This window comes from Butyrivibrio sp. VCD2006, from assembly GCF_000423925.1.
GTDB lineage: Bacteria > Bacillota > Clostridia > Lachnospirales > Lachnospiraceae > Butyrivibrio.
This window is the reverse complement of record NZ_AUIX01000024.1, coordinates 14332-32199: the sequence shown is the minus strand read 5'-3', so window position 1 is coordinate 32199 and position 17868 is coordinate 14332. Positions and strand designations below refer to the sequence as shown.

The following is a 17868-nucleotide window of genomic DNA, read 5'->3' as shown; positions in this document are numbered from 1 at the left end:
CCGGTATGAATAAATTAAAGCCTATTATATTGTTAGTGACAATTATTCCTATTATAATTACATTAACTGCATGCAAAGACAATGAACCTCCTATAGGTTATGATGCTGCGCAGCTTGAAGCAGATGATGGTGATAGCTCATATGAAAAAACTGCTTCTCAGATTTTTACGGAAGAAATGGAGAAGATGAACTAATTTCAGATTTTCATATGATCTAAATTATGAGGGATAAAAATGAACCAGACAAATCATGAGCGATTCACGATTCTCCTTATGTCACTGGCTTTTTTTGGCTTAACAGTAGAGAGCTTCGTCGCGGGGTGGGAGTTCTGGGTACCTCCGCTTATTATTCTTGGAACATTATCCATCTGGTTAATGCATATTTCAGGATATCCTGAGTACAACATACGCAAGGTAGCATATTTTATATTATCTATGCTTGCCGTTTTTTTTCATGGCGTTCATGATAGCAGTTTTTTCGACATCGCACTTATTGTCGTTTTTGCTATGGTGACGTTTTCTTTTTATAACAATGCCTATATGATGAACTGCCTTATTGCTGAGTATATTACCTTGCTATGTCTGCAATTCTTCGTTATTTCCCACGGAAGCGGTATCGTGTTTGATACCATGAACATATCAAGAGTATTTCTTCATGTCAGCATTGTCTTCATGATGTATTATTGCAGCATGAAGGTTATAAGCAGCCGTACGGAAATGCAGCAATCCTACGAGGATAGCGAGCAGCAGATAGAAGCGGTTGATGCCGATATGGAGGACTTTCTGTCCAATATTTCCCACGAACTGAGAACACCTGTAAACGTTGTAAACGGCATGTCCGAGATGCTTATAAAAAAAGATGCCGGAAATGAAGCCATCAATATTAAAAATGCGGGCATACGTCTCGCATATCAGATCGAGGATATTCAGGACTACACCGAATGCAAACGTGAAAAGGTCATTCTTGAAGAAGATGATTATATGAGTACCTCTCTCATCAACGATGTTGTGGTGGGCTTCAGATTTTTAAACAATGAAAAGAAACTGGAACTGATCGTGGATATAGATCCTTCAGTTCCCTCAAAGATGTACGGAGACGTAAAAAAGCTCCATAAGATATTCAGGCACCTTCTTGAAAATGCCATTAAATTCACCAGAAAAGGCGGAATCTACGTAAAGATGTTTTCGGAAAACACCGACTATGGCGTGAATCTGTGCATTGAAATGACAGATACCGGCATAGGAATGGATAGATGGTCCGTCGCTTCAGTATCCAAGGGCATGTATCAGGTCAATAAGAAGAGAAATCGCAGCTCAGGCGGAATCGGTCTGGGACTGTTTATCGTGTACGGATTCGCGCACAGAATGGGCGGATTTGTGAAAATTGAGAGCGAAAAGCACGTCGGGACTACCGTGCGTGTCACAATTCCCCAGAAGGTCATCGATAAAGAGCCTTGCCTTGCAATATCCAAGAGCTTTTCAGGTGACATTGTCTTCCATGTGCGATCCGATAAGTATAAGGTTCCGAAAGTCCGTGATTTTTATCGCGCCATGGCTACAAATCTTGCATCCGGTATAGGTGTGCCGCTTTATCCCGCAGAGACAATAAAGGAAATCGACAGATTAAAGGAAAAGCTGGATATTTCGGTTATTTTCATGGGACAGGAGGAATACGAGGAAAATCCTGCATATTTTGATGAGATGAGCAAGGGCGATGTGGTTGTTGCCGTGTCTGCAAACGCAGGCTTTAAGGCAACTCCCGGAAGTGCTGTGCTTGTGATGCCAAAGCCTCTCTATGCATATCCCGTCATTAAGGTTCTAAATGAAGGCAAGAACGCCGGGAACCTTGCAAATATGGAGCAGACCGAAAGACCCACATTTACTAATGTTCGCGCACTGATTGTGGATGATGAGCCCATGAACCTCATTGTGGCAACTGAGCTTTTCAAGGAATACGAGATCATAACAGAGACAGCAGGCAGCGGAAAAGAAGCTATCTCCAAATTCCGCAATAATGATTATGACGTTGTATTTATGGATCATATGATGCCCGGTATGGACGGCGTAGAAGCGATGAAGCAGATAAAAGCTGCTGCGCAGGAAATGAAGAAGAGTATCATTGTGATTGCCCTTACAGCAAACGCAGTTTCCGGAGCCAGAGAAATGTTCATAAAAGAAGGCTTTGACGGATTCATAGCTAAACCGATCAACATTGCTGATTTTGAGAGAGTTATGATGCGTGAACTTCCCAAATCCGGAGAAGATAAGGGAGGGCAGAGCGCATGATGAATAATGGTATTATCAGAAATCTAATTGATACAATAAAAGATCCCGAGCGCGAGATTACCGAAAGAATCTATCTGGTACTTTCCATAGTGTCCGAGATCATGGTATTTATCGCGCTTATCGGCGATTTTATTATTCAGGAAAATCCTTATGAAATAGCAGCCATAATAGGGACGCTGATATTTGTGCCATCGATCATGTTTATATCCCTGCGCATAAATAAAATCATGGCAGCCATTAAAATAACTGTCGTTGGTCTTGTTTTCATCATACTTCCTTCACTGTACATTTTTGGCGGAGGCGTTCAGGGCGGCGGATTTTTGTGGATAATTTTCACCTTTACCTATGCCGGTCTTGTGCTCAAGGGTACCTGGCGAAAAACCATGCTGTTTTTAATCATTCTGGAATCAGTGTGCTGCTATCTGATTGAATATTACTATCCTGGGCTTATGTATCAGCACTCAAGAGGTCATTTTTTGTTTGATTCCTTCATGTCCGTGATTCTTGTGGGCTTCATCTGCTTCATAATGACATTGCTGCAAAACATATTTTTCAGGGATGAAAATGCCCGTGCCAGAGCGGCCGCTGATAAGGCGGAGGAGCTGACCAAGTCACAGAACCGTTTCTTCTCCAGCATGAGCCATGAGATCAGAACGCCCATAAACTCAATTCTGGGCCTGAACGAGCTAATTCTTCGTGATGATACTGCTTCTGATGAGATCATAATGGATTCCGTGGGCATACAGGGCTCCGGAAAAATGCTGCTGGCTCTCATCAATGATATTTTGGACTTTTCAAAAATGGAAGCGGGCAGTATGGCCATCGTTCCTGTGGATTACAGGATAGGCGATATGCTCTCGGAAATAGTCAACATGGTATGGCTCAAGGCACATGAAAAGGGCATTAAGCTTAGTGTCAGCATAGATCCCAAGGTACCTTCGGTATTATACGGAGATGAAGTAAGGCTAAAACAGATCATCATTAACCTTCTGAACAACGCCGTAAAATACACGGGCGCAGGCTCCATTGATCTTCACATCGAAAGTGAACTTAAGGACGAGAAAAACGTAGAGCTTTCAATTTCAATCTCTGATACAGGTATGGGAATCAAGAAAGAGGTAATTCCTTTCCTTTTTGATGCCTTTAAGAGAGTGGATGAAGAGAAAAACCGCTACATCGAAGGAACAGGCCTTGGACTTTCCATAGTAAAACAGCTTGTGGAGCTTATGGGCGGAACCATTACGGTAAACAGCGTATATGGAGAGGGTTCGACCTTTACCGTAGTGCTGAATCAAGGAATATCTGACAGCAGCGAGATCGGTGAGCTGAATATCCATAACCAGAGCACTGTTAAGAGGGACGCTTATGAGGCAAGCTTTCGCGCACCGGAGGCTAGAATCCTTATTGTCGATGATAACGTGATGAACCTTGAGGTTGAGGCAAAGCTGCTATCTGATACAGATATAAAGATAGATATGGCCACAAGCGGAAATGAAGCATTAGAGCTAGACCTGAAATACAGATATGATGTCATTTTTATGGATCATCTCATGCCGGAAATGGACGGTATTGAATGTCTTGTAAAGATCAGGAATCATGACGGCGGCATGAACCGCACAACGCCGATCATTGTACTTACTGCCAATGCCGGAAGTGATAACAGAGAGCTGTATAACAGATCAGGCTTCGAGGGATATCTTGTAAAGCCTGTTTCCGGTGAAGCTCTTGAAAGCACTCTGATCAAATATATTCCGGAAGAGAAGCTCATCCTCAACACCAACAAGGTCATGACTCTTCGTGAGGACATTAATGCAGTGGCGGGATATACAGGAAAAGCACCTGTTATTATTACATCCTCTAGTATGTGTGACCTTCCAAATTCAATCATTAAAAAACTGCGCATTCCCATCATTCCATTCCGCATCAGGACTGATGAGGGTGTATTTAAAGACGGTATCCAGATGGGGGCAGATGAACTTATACGCTATCTTAGTCGCGGAAAAAATGCGACCTCTGCACCGCCGGATGAGCAGACTTACACGGATTTCTTTGCAGAGGGACTCAAAAAAGCTCATCACCTGATTCATATTTCTCTGACTACGAGTATGAGTGATGAGTATACGATTGCATCTGAAGCTGCCAAATCCTTTGATAATGTGACAGTAATAAATTCGGGCTGCATATCCTCTTCAGTGGGGCTGCTGGTACTAATCGCTTATAAGCTGTCCCAGATAAATGATAACGTTGATGAAATCGTAGATGAGCTTGAAATGGTGAAACAGCGCTTAAAATGCAGCTTTGTAATCAAAACGACCGAATTCATGGCAAGAAAAGGGCTTATAAGTGCGGGGATTGACCACATAGCAAGGAGTCTTAATCTTCATCCCTGCCTTACAATAAGTCACGATAAATCAAGAATTTCCGGAATATGGGTAGGTAACACAAGACGAGCATATAAGCGGTATATTTCAGCGGCTATACCGGTGGATATTATTCCCGATCCCGAGCTTATCTTCATAACATACGCTGATATCCCTAAGGAAACACTGATGTGGATCAAGGAGGAAATAAGTAGGCATGCCTATTTTGAAAATGTGGTATTCAAGCAGGCATCCGCAGCAATTTCCTCAAACTGCGGCCCCGGAAGCTTTGGAATCCTGTATTTTGTAAAATCGAATAAATCCTACAATCTTTCCTCCATTTTCGAAAATGAAACGCTTACCATGGAAAATGATACAGAGGCAGGGAGAACCGAAGATGACGACGAATATGAGGACGAGGCTGACGCTGTGGATATATCCGAATTGCTGTCAGATACAAGGGCAATCCTTGAGCCTGCACCGCCAAAATGGTACGACTCCATTCCGGGAATCAATGGAAAAGCTGCCATTACAAACAGCGGGTCAGAAACTGCTTTCAAATCCGTACTTAAGATATTCTATGAGTCTATCGAGACTTATGCAGGTGAGCTTCAGGGCTTCTATGATAATAGCGATTGGCCGTCTTATACCATAAAAATCCATGCACTTAAGAGTTCCTGCCGCCTGATTGGCGCCCTTGATACAGCTAAAAAGGCAGAAGACCTTGAGATGGCAGGAAAAGCTGAAAACATTGATTTCATAAAGGAAAACCATGACGGCTTTTTAGTTGATTATATGAGCTACAAGGAACCTCTTGGAACTATATTCGGTGAAGATGAAGAGAATAAGGAGTCTTCCGAAAAACCTAAGGATAAGCCTGTGATCAGCAGCGTACTTCTTGACAGTGTCTACGAGGGACTTAAGGATGCAGCCGAATCCATGGATTATGATGCGATTGAAGAGATGATGGAAGAGGTCAAACGATATGAGATTCCTGAGGATGACCTTAAAAAGCTGCAGGCACTGAATGAAAAAGCAGGTCAGTTTGACTATGACGGAATGCTTGAGATATTAAATAACTCTCCGGACTAAATTTTGTGGAAAGGGGAAAACTGCATGGAAACAGTAATTCGCATAAATGATACAGTGAATAGCTTTGCATGGGGTACTTTCGGCCTTTCACTTCTTTTGGGGACCGGACTTCTATGTACCATAATCAGCGGTTTTTTTCAAATAACACATCTAAAACACTGGTTTAGTAATACTTTTGGTATACTTAATGGTAGAGGACGTATCATAAACGATGCCGGAGCGCTTTCTCAAAGGCGTGCCTTCTGGACATCCCTTTGCGCAACAATAGGAACCGGAAATATTGCAGGTGTCTCTACCGCAATTTGTCTTGGTGGACCCGGAGCTGTTTTCTGGATGTGGGTTGCCGCATTTTTAGGGATGATGGTCAAATATTCCGAGAATCTTCTCGGAATGTACTACAGGCGCAGAAACTCAGAGGGTTCCTGGTCCGGCGGACCTATGTACTATCTGGAAGACGGTCTTGGTTCAATTAAAAACTGCAAGAGGCTGGGGAAAATCCTGGGTATTCTGTTTTGTATTTTTACTGTGCTGGCATCCTTCGGAATTGGTAATATGGCCCAGATAAACAAGATTACCATAAATGTCGGGGCAACCTTTTTTAATAGTGACGGGCCTGTAAGGGGTGCGGGAGTCGCCAATGTAAATCTGGCAATAGGAATTGTACTTATGATAGCAACCGCCGGAATTCTTTTAGGCGGATTCAGAAGACTGTCAGCTGTTTCAGAGCTGCTTGTTCCGTATATGTCAGTGATATATATAGCGGGCTGTCTTGTGTTAATACTTTTTCATATAACCGGACTTCCTGCAGTTTTCGCATCTATTTTCAGATTTGCACTCGGACCTGCTGCTATAAAGGGCGGCGCCGCGGGAACGGCTATGCAGATTGCCTTTAACACTATAAAAAATGGCTGTAAACGAGGCGTATTTTCAAATGAGGCAGGACTTGGCTCCTCAGTAATGGTGCATAGCACCAGCTGCTCAAGAGAGCCGGTTCACCAGGGACTCTGGGGAATTGCAGAGGTTTTCCTTGATACGATCATAATATGTACCATAACAGCTATTGTAATTCTTAACTCAGAAGCTGTTGACCTTAGCACAGGACTTGTAAAGGAAGGCGTGAACGATGCCACGCTTGTTGCTCAGGAATTCGGAAATCATTTTGGAAAACCGGGTGAATTCTTCGTTGTAATTGCCATCACATTATTTGCTTTTACAACGGTTCTTGGATGGTCATTCTATGGCTCGAAGGTTACGGAGTATTTGCTAGGAGTGACCGCCTCCAAGATCTACAGGGTGATTTTTGTAGGACTTATCATATTTGGTGCCATTATGGAATCCAATCTGGCATGGGATATTTCGGATACGTTTAACGGACTGATGATGATTCCAAATCTTATTGGTCTTGTGGTGCAAATACCGCTTATAATAGAACTAACAAGGAATTACACGGACAGAAGGATTAAGGGGAAGGATATAGAAGCTATTCTGTCCTATGATGTTGATATACAAAAAGACGCACAGAGAGCAGTACTAAAGGGAGCAGACTAATGGAATTAAGCAGAGGGAAATCAAGAAATGTGGAAGAGACCAAAAATGTGATGCTTATCAGCGAAAAAGAAAGCGTCATTCTCCGAAGTATTGAAAAAAAGCTTGATGAGATGAAGATCAATTCACTGATAGTCAGGGCCAAGATTGATAAGATCGAAGATCGCCGGAATGATGCAGAATTGTTTATCATGTATCTTCCTGACCAGATTTCCGAGGATCTTATGAAAGCGCTCGTCTATCTGGCTGATTATGTCGAAGAAAGCAACAAGCCCCTCATCCTTATAGGAGAAGTTGAAATGAAAGGAATTCTCCTGACAAGGTTTAAGAGACTGGGGAGCTTCCTTATGTGGCTTGACAGGCCTTTGGATATCGACGAATTGGGCCTCCAGGTAAAACGTGTTTTTAACAGCCAGGCTAAGCAGACGCTCATGCGCAGAATACTCATTGTTGATGATGATCCAAACTATGCAAAGATGGTCAGAGACTGGCTTAAAGATGTCTATAAGGTGGACATGGTATCATCAGGAGCCCAGACCATCAGCTTTTTATCAAAAAACAGAGTGGATCTTATCCTTCTAGATTACGAAATGCCTGTGGTTGACGGTCCTCAGGTGCTTCAGATGCTAAGAGAAGACGGCGCTACCGCGAATATTCCCGTCATATTCCTTACCGGCATAGGTGATAAGGAAAGTGTTGCCCGCGTTTTGAGCTTAAAGCCCCAGGGCTACATTCTTAAATCAACCACAAGAGGAAATCTTATTGCCACTCTGCGAGATTTCTTTTCAAAATAACTAAGGTTGGGGACAGCCCTTAATACAAATGTGACCACACTCTCAAAGGAGAAATTTGAGGTTATGGAAACCGGTTTTGGAGAAATAATAAAGTCTCTTCGAATAAATAACAATCTTTCACAGCAGCAGCTTGCTGATAAGCTATTTGTCAGTCGCTCCAGCGTAGCCAATTGGGAGAGTGACAGAAGAGTTCCGGATCCTGTGCTTATCGTCAGAATCGCCAAGTTTTTCAATATTGATGTATCAATGCTGCTTGGCGCTGTAACCACTGATTCTACAACTCCTGAGGTGATCATCGTAGATGATGAGCGCTTTATTTTGCAGGGAACAGTGCCTATCGTGGCAGAAGTCATGCCTTACGCCACTATAACCGGATTTACCAAGCCCTCTGAAGCTATCAGCTATGCCGAAAAGCACAGAATAGATATAGCATTTCTGGACATAGAGCTTGGAAATATGAATGGCATAGAACTGTGTGAAAAGCTTACGGAAATAAACAGTACCACCAATGTTGTTTTTCTTACAAGCTATCCTGATTATGCGCAGAAAGCCTGGGATACTGCGGCCAGCGGTTTTCTTGTTAAGCCTGTGAAAAAAGAAGATATATCGGTTCAGTTAAAGAAGCTCAGATATCCTCTGAAGGGAGCAGTTTATAATGATATCATGGATTGATATAGTAGATTTGTCTATCGTCTCAATGGGATTTACCGTTGCTCTGATGGGTCTTTTTTTCGCGATTCATACCCGTTTTATGGAGTTTTGGCTAAAAAGATATTTCGTCATTGTCTTTAGTGTGGCAATCGCCTATACTCTTTCAGATTTTACGTCTCAGATTTCGCTTGTCTTTCTTTCGGAAAAATTCTGGATTTTATCCAAGATCGCTGTTTTTTGTGAGTCCTTCTTTTCGTCGCTTCTTATGCCCATGCTGACTGTTTATATGCTGCATTTGGTTGGAGATAATCTAAAGTCAGTGATTTTCTATAGAATAATGGGGTTGTGGGGATTTTATTTCATAACACTGGTTATCACGCAGTTTACTGATTCAATCTACACTATCTCAGATAAAAACATCTACAGCAGAGGACCATTTTATCCTATTCTTCTTGTTTCACCGGTTTTACTTATGCTGACAAATATCATCTACCTTAACACTATCAAGGATCGGATTACACGAATAGATATTATATCTCTGCGTCTATACATACTGATTCCTCTGGGCGCCATGATAATTCAGATGTTCTTTTATGGCATTCTTGTTGTCGTTTTGGGAACTTCAGTTGCCATAATGTTCATGTTTATTAGCATTCTGCACACTCAGATTGAAAAGAACATCGATCAGGCAATCAAAATATCAGAGCAGAAGCTCACCATAAGAATGCTGCAGATGAGTCCGCATTTTATATACAACACGCTCTCAAACATCTATTATCTGTGCGATATTGATCCGGGAAAGGCTAAGACTCTGGTAGGAGATTTCACCACTTATCTCAGAAAGAATTTCTATGCCATTGAAAAGCAGGAGCTGATCTCCTTTGAAGAAGAGCTTGTGCACACCAAGGCCTTTCTGGCAGTGGTTATGGCCCGCTATGAGGGTCAGATTTTTGTTGAGTATGACACGGATTATATTTCCTTCCAGATACCGCCACTTACACTTGAACCAATCGTTGAAAATTCGGTAAAGCATGGGTTTGATCCGGATGCCGACGCTCTCCACATAATTGTCCGCACAGAGCATCAAAGCGGCCATACCCGCATAATTGTTGAGGATGACGGCTCAGGATATTCACCGGATAGCATAAGTGATACCGCTTCCGGTGGCATAGCTTCAACCGGTACTGTGGGACGGGAGGGACATATCGGCCTTTCCAATGTGCGCGACCGCCTGAAATCCATGTGCGGCGGCGAGCTTATGATCAGTGAGCGCGATGGCGGCGGAACAATTGTCACCATCACTGTTCCGGATTGAATTTCTCCCCTTGCCTTGACGCTCAAATAATCTATAATTCTTAATATGAATGACAACGATTTTTATGAAAAATACTTAACACATCTAAGCGCCCAGCAATTGGACGCAGTAAGAACTACCGAAGGGCCGGTGCTCCTTCTGGCGGTGCCGGGAAGCGGCAAGACAACGGTACTTGTAAACCGACTTGGCTACATGCTCTATTGCAAGGGCATGGATCCCTCACATATTCTGACGCTGACGTACACAGTCGCTGCCACTAAAGACATGGCAGAGCGATTTAAGGGGATTTTCGGGGAGGATGTATCAACATACCTTGAATTCAGGACCATCAACGGCATCTGTGCGAAGATAATCCAGCACTACGGCAGGCTGATCGGTAAGAAGGCTTACGACCTCGTAACCGATGAAAAGTTCACAGGCAAGATAATCACTGACATTTTCATAAAGGAAAAGCACGACTATCCCACGGAGAGCGACATTAAGGGCGTTCGCACGCTCATAACCTATTGCAAAAACATGATGCTCTCGCCGGAGGAGATAAAAAAGCTTGACCACGATCTTGATATAGACCTTCTTTCAATATACGAAGCCTATAACGCTGAGCTCAAGAACCGGGGTCTTATGGACTACGACGACCAGATGGTCTACGCCTACAGAATGCTTAAGGGTTCGCCGGAGCTCCTTAAGTTTTATCAGGATAAATACAGATATATCTGCGTCGACGAGGCTCAGGACACATCAAAAGTCCAGCATATGATAATAGGCCTTTTGTCAGGGAAAAACGGAAACCTTTTCATGGTCGGCGATGAGGATCAGAGCATCTATGGCTTCAGGGCAGCATATCCTGAGGCTCTTCTTAATTTTGAGAAGGATCATCCAAGTGCAAAGGTTCTTGTAATGGACAAGAACTTCAGGTCAAATGCCGCGATCGTGTCAGCTGCTGATGTTTTCATAAGTCATAACGATATGCGCCATGATAAGCACATGCAGGCAACCCGCGAGAAATCCTCAGATATTAACTATATTCAATTAAATAGCAGGCGTAATCAATATAATTATCTGGCGAAGGTGGCAGCTGATGTAAAAACCGGGACAGCAGTGCTATACAGAGATAACGAGAGTATCATCCCTCTTGTCGATGTCCTGGACAGGCAGGGGATTTCCTATCGCATAAGAAACGCTGATGTGGGATTTTTCACACACAGAGTCGTGATGGATATTTTGAGCATCATAAAATTCTGCATGAATCCCTACGATGCTGAAAGCTTCCTCAGAATTTATTTCAAATGCCAGACCTATCTGAAAAAGATGCAGGCGGAGAGACTCTGCAGTATCGCAGCAAATATGGACCTTCCGATTCTGGATGCGGTGGAGGAAACAGAGATGCTAAATTTCCATGTGAAGGGGAAATGCCGGTCCCTTCGCACGCATCTTGCCAATATGCGGCATGAAGAGCCATATAAGGCGCTGACTAGAATCGAGCGTTTCATGGGCTATGGCGAATACATGGAGAATAACCATTTAGACACCAACAAGCTGTTCACCCTGAAGATGATAGCGGGCGGCGAGCGGACACTTGACGGTTTTATGCGAAGGCTTCAAGAGCTACAGATAATACTAAGAGATAAGGAACCTGATTATTCCTCGAAATTTATTCTCTCAACCATACATTCAAGTAAGGGACTTGAGTATGACGAGGTTTATCTGATGGATGCCTGCGACGGTGTTTTCCCCAGTCAGATTCCGGGGATGAAGCGATTCGGTGATTCGCAGGAGCTTAAGGACTTCGAGGAGGAGCGCAGAATCTTTTATGTCGGAATGACAAGGGCCAGAAACAAGCTGAATATCCTCACCTACAATGATGAGGAATCAACATTTGTGCATGAGATTACGTCACTTCCGGGAAATGATAATGACGATGATTACGAGAGCAGTTCATCCTTGCGATTCGGATCATCTGTGGGAGCTTCGGACAGGAGGAGAGCACAGACATCCTCAGGGAAAACCAAGTCTAAGGCTGCCGTTAAAAAGATGCTAAGAACCAACAATTATGCGAAAAAATCCGCATCTGCCACAGATGCCGAATGTCCTACAGAGCTGGTTATAGGGCAGCGCATCCTGCAGCCCAAGTACGGCAAGGGCTTTATCACAGACGTGGATGTGGACGAATTTGACATTCCAACAAAATTCTCCGTGCAGTTTGATGACGGGGAGGAGCGTAAATTCATGTATCCCTTCGCATTTAACTCCGGAATGAAACTAATTTAATAGGCTTTGAATTAATTCTTAATATTATCTTAAGATGTTGATATTTGCCGCGTCTCCGCTGTTTTCTACCTTTTTGGTGTGATAAGATATTATCTGGATAGAAAAAAAGGAAGGAGATAAGGTATGTCTTTATCAAAAAAGTATGGGGCAGTAGCATTATTGGGGGTATTAGCAATCGTTGCAGCAAACGGTGCAAACATTTCTGATTTTCTTAGCGGAATCGTAACAGGCTTTGCTGCTGCACTTATGGTTTATGCACTTTACAAAATGTCAGTTGCACTCAAGGATGAGAAAAAGGGTGGCAACAACTTAAAGAAGAGCGCATAATTTATCGAAATTAAATTAGAAAAACCGGAGTCACCTCTTAAGGCAGCTCCGGTTTTTTAGTACCGTATTATATTATCTTTAGTTCTTAACACCTTCAGCTAGCTCGCCCAGAGTAAGTACAGCCAGATGCTGCGTAGCACGGGACATTGCGGTGTAGAGACAATGTCTTCCAAGCTCATCGGAAGGGTAGTTTTCCGGATTAACATCAACCAGGATGACGTGATCAAACTCAAGGCCCTTGGCCAGCGTAAGCTCTATTAGAAATGCGCCGCTCTTTGGAAGGCAGTCGTGACCTGCGATCATCTGCGGAGCATCATCACCGAGAGCTGTGAGCATCTTTTCAAGAGAAAACTCATTTCTGCATATAACCGCCGTAAGGCCGTCCATCTCTCCATATTTCTTGATATATTTCCTGATTTCTGCGATATATTCCTTATCGGATTCGCATACCTTTACCTCGGTCTTTTCTCCGGGACGCTTCACGGAAGATACCAGTAGCTTCTTTTCCTCGGGCAGTATGGATGCGAACATATCAGTGATCTCAGGTGAGCTTCGATAGCTTGTCATAAGTGGTAATTCCACGAATTTCTTCTTGTCAGCCTTAGCCAGCTCCTCAAGCTCTGAGAAGGTCACAGTGCCTTCGCGGATTGCCTGGAACTCATCGCCAAGCAGCATGAAACGGGCATTGGGGAAGTACTTCCTAAACACCATCATCTGAGCCATGGTGTAATCCTGCACCTCGTCCACCATTACATAGCGCATGTTACGATCGCATTCTCCCGTGAGTTCCATCTTGGTGTAAAGCCACTCAGCAGCGGAGATTTGCGATTTTCCAAGAATACGCTTTGCAACGTGCAAAACGTTTATCCAGCCACAATGTCTGACTGTCCTAAGTGCGCCGCCAAAGTCATTTTCTATGCGGTTATCCTCAGCAGAATCTGATTTTGCTGTGCTTCCTGAATCATTAAAGGAATCGCGCTCCAGATTTTTAAGTGCATTTTTAACCCTGTGCTCAAGCTCATCCGACACAGTCTGTATAAGCCTTACGCCCATGGGGAACTGCCTGAATTTCTTAACAACAGAGAAGACCTCGTTCTTTGTCATAACGACCTTATCTTTTTGTCTGATATCAAAGAAATCCTCAGGCTCCGGAGCAAGTGTCTGCAGTTCATCGTGAATCTTCTGAAGGCGGGCAGCATCGGTGTAATCATACTCGCCATCACCAAAGGGCACACTCACCATCTCCATAAACTCAAGCCACGTCAAGGTCATAGGGTTTGTCTCGCCAAGATCCGGAAGGACATTGTCAATATAATCCCTGAAAACCGGATTCAGCGTCATAAGACACACCTGATCGGGGCGAAGAGTATCTCTTTTCTGATAAAATAGGTAGGCGATACGCTGCAGCAAAACAGAAGTCTTGCCACTTCCCGCAATACCGTTAACAAGAAGCACCGGCACATCCGGATAGCGGATTACCGTGTTCTGCTCCTTCTGAATCGTTGCGGTGATAGCCTTCATCTTGTCCGAATGCGTCTGCGACAGAGACTGAAGCAGCATAGGATCTTCGATGGCTATCTGCGTGTCAAAATAGGAGATCAGCTCATTTTTATTAAGATCAAACTGACGTCTAAGCTGCAGATCCACAGGGATTTCCCTGTCCTCTACGGTGTAGCTTGTGTGACCGAATTCCTGATTGTAGTACACCTCAGCAATCGGTGATCTCCAATCAACAATCATCTGATCGTAGCCGTTTTCCGAAATAGCCGCGCGGCCGATATAATAGCTCTCCGGAGCTTCGCCCTCTGAAAATTGCAGCTGAATTTTTGCGAAATAGGGCGATTCCAGCAGTTTTTTTACGCTACTGAGGCGCTTGCCCAGAGAATTGCTTTCTACATTATAGGTATCGATGTAGCGGTTCCAGACCTCAATCTCAGCCAGAGTCTCCATCGTGGTCTCAATATCCGCATAATCAAAACGGATGTTATCACGGATATCATTTTTGTCATCCACAGCCTTCTCATCAAGAGCCGTGATCTGCGCTTCAATATCCTCTTTCATCTTAAGGAGCTTATTGTAAATCTCCGTCAAATGCGCCTGTTCTAAATCAAATATTTCTTTTTCCATAAAAAATACCTCTCCTTAGTATACCATATGGAAACTTTGCATAAAATGGTACCATTTCTCGCAAAAAATCCGTATAATTAGGGTATATGGTGAGCATGAAAAATGCTTATAAGCAAAAGTTTTTGTGAGGGGAAAATGAACAATATACCAGTGTGCAATTCGCTCAAAGAAGCGATACAGCTTACCTTTGGGCGTGGAGTCTGTATTGAGAGCAGGCAGCGAATCCATGGCGGTGATGCCAATGATGCCTATCTCATCCGACTTTCCAACGGGAAAGCCGCTTTTATCAAAGAAAACACTATCTCTAATGCTGACTCCTTCAGAGCGGAGGCTGAGGGGCTCTCTGCGATAAAATCCACGAATTCACTAAGAGTTCCGATGGTTTATGCTCTTGGAACAAATATCTTTTCGGCGCCGCAGACAAAGAGTCAGGACCATAAAGAAACCGGATATTCATTCCTTTTGATGGAATTTATTGATAGAAGAGGAATAAGCAAAGACTTCTGGGAAAATCTTGGCAGAGGTCTTGCAGCCATGCATAGGGCTGATACCTCTTCATTTACAGGCACTGTGCCAGCTCCTCAATCCGATACCACATTTGTTACTTATCCGTCCACAAAATCACTATCTCAAGTGGATTCCCCCGTTTATGGCTTTAAATCGAATAACTACATCGGGGCAGGTAAGCAGCAGAATACTACAAAAACCGGTTGGATAGAGTTTTTCTCGGAATGCCGCCTAAAGCCTCAATTTAAGCTTGCTGAAAAATACTTCGACGAAAGACTGATTAAAGCAGCAAATTACCTTGTTGATAATCTGGATAAATACTTAATTGAGCCTGAAAAACCTTCACTTCTTCACGGTGATCTCTGGTCCGGCAACTTTATATCGGACGAGAACGGTCAGCCGATGCTCATAGACCCCGCGGTTTATGTGGGCTGCAATGAAGCAGACATTGCTATGACAGAGCTTTTTGGCGGTTTTGACCGAAGGTTTTATGAGGCATACTATGATGAAATGGGTGAGATACCGGGATATGATAACAGGCGTGATCTTTACAATCTGTATCATCTTACAAATCACCTGAATATCTTCGGCTACGCTTATCTACCCGCAGTTGCCAGGACAATTACACACTACGCCATAGCGAAAACACCAGAAAGAGGAACGCATCAATGCTCCGCTATTACTTTGTAATAATTGTTTCATTTCCGCTGATTATTTACTACATAGTCAAGGCGCGCTATTTATTTCGCCATCCTGACAAATACGATGAATACTATTGCTACAGGGTTGCCCGTAACATGGTAAAAACAGTTATGCGCAACGCTCGCATCAAAACAATCTACCGCGGAATTGAAAATCTGCCCACAGAAGGAGGATATATCCTGTATCCCAATCATCAGGGAAAATATGATGCCTTGGGAATAATCAATGCACTGGACGAGCCCTGTTCAATTGTCATAGATAAGAATACAGCCAAGGGAGCCCTTACAAATGAATTCACCGGATTACTTAACGGAATCCGACTGGATAAGGAGGATATAAATCAGCAGCTATACTCCATAAAATATATGTCCGAAGAAGTAAAAAAGGGCCGCCGATACATTCTTTTTGCAGAGGGAGGATACACAGATAATCGCAACACGCTGCAGCTCTTCATGCCGGGAGCTTTCAAGGCCGCACAGTGGGCCAAGTGTCCCATTGTACCTGTGGCACTCATCGACAGCTATAAGCCCTTCTCGGTCAGCAGCCTGAAAAAAGTCACAACTAAGGTTCATTTTCTTGAGCCTATAGAATACGAGGATTATAAAGAACTAAATACCAGACAGATAGCCACTCTCGTCCGGGAGAAAATTGAGGATGACATTGCAAAAGCGCTTTCAGGAGGTAAGTGATGAAGATTTTAGAAGAAAAAATACTCGAAGAAGGTAGAGTATACCCCGGAAATGTATTAAAGGTCGACAGTTTTCTTAACCATCAGATAGATGTAAGTCTTCTTGATGTAATCGGAGAAGCTTTTTATGAGAAGTACAAAGATAAGAACATTACTAAAATTCTCACGATCGAAGCCTCCGGAATTGCGGTAGCCTGCTCCGTAGCAAAGCACTTCAATGTCCCTGTACTTTTTGCCAAAAAGAGTAAGAGCCTCAACATCGGAAACGATGTATATGTCTCAAGAATAAGCTCCTATACCTATGGCAAAGAGTATGACGCCACTGTATCCATGCGGTATCTGGGAAAAGACGATACAGTTCTCATCGTTGATGATTTTATCGCTATTGGTAATGCCATGAAGGGGCTTATCGAGATCTGCGATCAGGCGGGTGCCAATATAGCAGGTATCGGAATCTGCATAGAAAAGGGCTTCCAGAAGGGCGGAGATGATATCAGACAGATGGGTTACGATGTCACTTCCCTTGCAATCATTGACGAAATGAAGGATGACGGCACCATAACCTTCCGCCGGTAGAAAGGCTCTTAAAATGAATTGCAATCCGTCAACCCACAAATCCAGAGAATTACAGACAGTTTTTTTGCTCTATATGATATATAACAGCTAGACGATATGGATTACAATGTGGTCATAAGCTGAAACACAAACACAAACAAAACTCGTTAACACACATACAAGGAGGAATTATTATGAACATCACACTCGAAGCTATTGAAAAGGTAATGGAGCTTACAGGCGTTGAGTACAAGGCAGCTAAGGAAGCCCTTGAGCAGACAAACGGCGACGTTGATGAGGCTGTTAAGCTCATCCGTCCTGAGACAAAGGATATCGGCGAAGATGTTAAGAACCTCATCGATAGACTTAAGAAGATTGTTGAGGAAGGAAATGTCGACAGAATCCAGATCAAGAAGGATGAAGAAATTGTTCTCAGCGTTCCCGTAAACATCGGAATCGTTGGCGGAATCCTCGGACTTGCAGCAGCACCGTGGGCGCTCATCGCAGGATCCGTTGCAGCATTTGGACTTGGTTGCAAGCTCATCGTTGTAAAAAAGGATGGTTCTTCAGACGAAGTTAAATAAAAATTCAATATGTATACGTTGCAATACCCCGAAAATAGTGCATTTTCGAGGTATTGTTTTACTTTTAA

Annotated in this window: 14 protein-coding genes; 13 read left to right on the top strand and 1 reads right to left on the bottom strand. The window is 43.4% G+C overall.

What is annotated here, in order from left to right; genetic code table 11:
* The first annotated feature begins 5 nt into the window (after window positions 1–5).
* The 9 genes from G586_RS0110315 to G586_RS0110275 all read left to right on the top strand — a co-directional run bounded on the left by G586_RS0110315 (window position 6) and on the right by G586_RS0110275 (window position 12637).
* Window positions 6–194, top strand: a complete 189-nt coding sequence (locus tag G586_RS0110315) for a hypothetical protein (RefSeq protein ID WP_026527705.1) — start codon at window positions 6–8, stop codon at window positions 192–194.
* Between the two features lie 39 nt (window positions 195–233).
* On the top strand, window positions 234–2285 hold the full coding sequence (locus tag G586_RS0110310; protein ID WP_026527704.1) for a response regulator: 2052 nt from the start codon (window positions 234–236) through the stop codon (window positions 2283–2285).
* Window positions 2282–5737, top strand: a complete 3456-nt coding sequence (locus G586_RS22555) for a DegV family protein (protein WP_051204714.1) — start codon at window positions 2282–2284, stop codon at window positions 5735–5737. Before G586_RS0110310 ends, G586_RS22555 begins: the two co-directional genes overlap by 4 nt.
* Before the next feature lie 24 nt (window positions 5738–5761).
* The gene (locus G586_RS0110300; RefSeq protein ID WP_026527703.1) at window positions 5762–7285 is read left to right on the top strand and encodes an alanine/glycine:cation symporter family protein; all 1524 of its coding nucleotides are present in this window, start codon (window positions 5762–5764) and stop codon (window positions 7283–7285) included.
* A complete protein-coding gene (locus G586_RS0110295; RefSeq protein ID WP_051204713.1) occupies window positions 7285–8076 on the top strand; it encodes a response regulator in 792 nt (263 codons plus the stop codon). Before G586_RS0110300 ends, G586_RS0110295 begins: the two co-directional genes overlap by 1 nt.
* Before the next feature lie 30 nt (window positions 8077–8106).
* Entirely contained in the window at window positions 8107–8748 is a 642-nt protein-coding gene (locus G586_RS24915) for a response regulator (RefSeq protein ID WP_207640722.1), read from the top strand.
* Entirely contained in the window at window positions 8732–10042 is a 1311-nt protein-coding gene (locus G586_RS0110285) for a sensor histidine kinase (RefSeq protein ID WP_026527701.1), read from the top strand. Before G586_RS24915 ends, G586_RS0110285 begins: the two co-directional genes overlap by 17 nt.
* A gap of 45 nt (window positions 10043–10087) precedes the next feature.
* Window positions 10088–12310 carry an ATP-dependent helicase gene (locus G586_RS0110280; protein ID WP_035773014.1) on the top strand — a complete coding sequence of 741 codons (2223 nt, stop codon included), beginning with the start codon at window positions 10088–10090 and terminating at the stop codon, window positions 12308–12310.
* 123 nt (window positions 12311–12433) lie between these two features.
* Window positions 12434–12637 carry a hypothetical protein gene (locus G586_RS0110275; protein WP_026527699.1) on the top strand — a complete coding sequence of 68 codons (204 nt, stop codon included), beginning with the start codon at window positions 12434–12436 and terminating at the stop codon, window positions 12635–12637.
* Window positions 12638–12715: 78 nt separating this feature from the next.
* Here the strand turns inward: G586_RS0110275 and G586_RS0110270 are convergent, their stop codons facing one another.
* Entirely contained in the window at window positions 12716–14764 is a 2049-nt protein-coding gene (locus tag G586_RS0110270) for a HelD family protein (RefSeq protein WP_026527698.1), read from the bottom strand.
* Between the two features lie 135 nt (window positions 14765–14899).
* Here G586_RS0110270 and G586_RS22545 point away from each other — a divergent pair, with 135 nt between their 5' ends.
* The 4 genes from G586_RS22545 (at window position 14900) to G586_RS22540 (ending at window position 17800) form a co-directional block, all read left to right on the top strand.
* Window positions 14900–15961 carry a fructosamine kinase family protein gene (locus tag G586_RS22545; protein WP_051204711.1) on the top strand — a complete coding sequence of 354 codons (1062 nt, stop codon included), beginning with the start codon at window positions 14900–14902 and terminating at the stop codon, window positions 15959–15961.
* On the top strand, window positions 15940–16662 hold the full coding sequence (locus tag G586_RS0110260; protein WP_026527697.1) for a lysophospholipid acyltransferase family protein: 723 nt from the start codon (window positions 15940–15942) through the stop codon (window positions 16660–16662). The genes G586_RS22545 and G586_RS0110260 overlap by 22 nt, the downstream gene beginning before the upstream one ends.
* Entirely contained in the window at window positions 16662–17237 is a 576-nt protein-coding gene (locus tag G586_RS0110255; RefSeq protein WP_026527696.1) for a xanthine phosphoribosyltransferase, read from the top strand. Before G586_RS0110260 ends, G586_RS0110255 begins: the two co-directional genes overlap by 1 nt.
* A 173-nt stretch (window positions 17238–17410) precedes the next feature.
* Entirely contained in the window at window positions 17411–17800 is a 390-nt protein-coding gene (locus G586_RS22540) for a DUF4342 domain-containing protein (RefSeq protein WP_051204710.1), read from the top strand.
* The last annotated feature ends 68 nt before the right edge of the window (window positions 17801–17868 follow it).

What these genes read in the sequence shown, in the direction of transcription:
- G586_RS0110260 (WP_026527697.1), top strand. Translation starts at nt 15,940, where the DNA reads ATGCTCCGCTATTACTTTGTAATAATTGTTTCATTTCCGCTGATTATT.
- G586_RS0110295 (WP_051204713.1), top strand. Translation starts at nt 7,285, where the DNA reads ATGGAATTAAGCAGAGGGAAATCAAGAAATGTGGAAGAGACCAAAAAT.
- G586_RS0110270 (WP_026527698.1), bottom strand. Translation starts at nt 14,764, where the DNA reads ATGGAAAAAGAAATATTTGATTTAGAACAGGCGCATTTGACGGAGATT.
- G586_RS0110275 (WP_026527699.1), top strand. Translation starts at nt 12,434, where the DNA reads ATGTCTTTATCAAAAAAGTATGGGGCAGTAGCATTATTGGGGGTATTA.
- G586_RS0110280 (WP_035773014.1), top strand. Translation starts at nt 10,088, where the DNA reads ATGAATGACAACGATTTTTATGAAAAATACTTAACACATCTAAGCGCC.
- G586_RS0110300 (WP_026527703.1), top strand. Translation starts at nt 5,762, where the DNA reads ATGGAAACAGTAATTCGCATAAATGATACAGTGAATAGCTTTGCATGG.
- G586_RS22555 (WP_051204714.1), top strand. Translation starts at nt 2,282, where the DNA reads ATGATGAATAATGGTATTATCAGAAATCTAATTGATACAATAAAAGAT.
- G586_RS0110285 (WP_026527701.1), top strand. Translation starts at nt 8,732, where the DNA reads ATGATATCATGGATTGATATAGTAGATTTGTCTATCGTCTCAATGGGA.
- G586_RS0110315 (WP_026527705.1), top strand. Translation starts at nt 6, where the DNA reads ATGAATAAATTAAAGCCTATTATATTGTTAGTGACAATTATTCCTATT.
- G586_RS0110255 (WP_026527696.1), top strand. Translation starts at nt 16,662, where the DNA reads ATGAAGATTTTAGAAGAAAAAATACTCGAAGAAGGTAGAGTATACCCC.
- G586_RS22540 (WP_051204710.1), top strand. Translation starts at nt 17,411, where the DNA reads ATGAACATCACACTCGAAGCTATTGAAAAGGTAATGGAGCTTACAGGC.
- G586_RS0110310 (WP_026527704.1), top strand. Translation starts at nt 234, where the DNA reads ATGAACCAGACAAATCATGAGCGATTCACGATTCTCCTTATGTCACTG.
- G586_RS22545 (WP_051204711.1), top strand. Translation starts at nt 14,900, where the DNA reads ATGAACAATATACCAGTGTGCAATTCGCTCAAAGAAGCGATACAGCTT.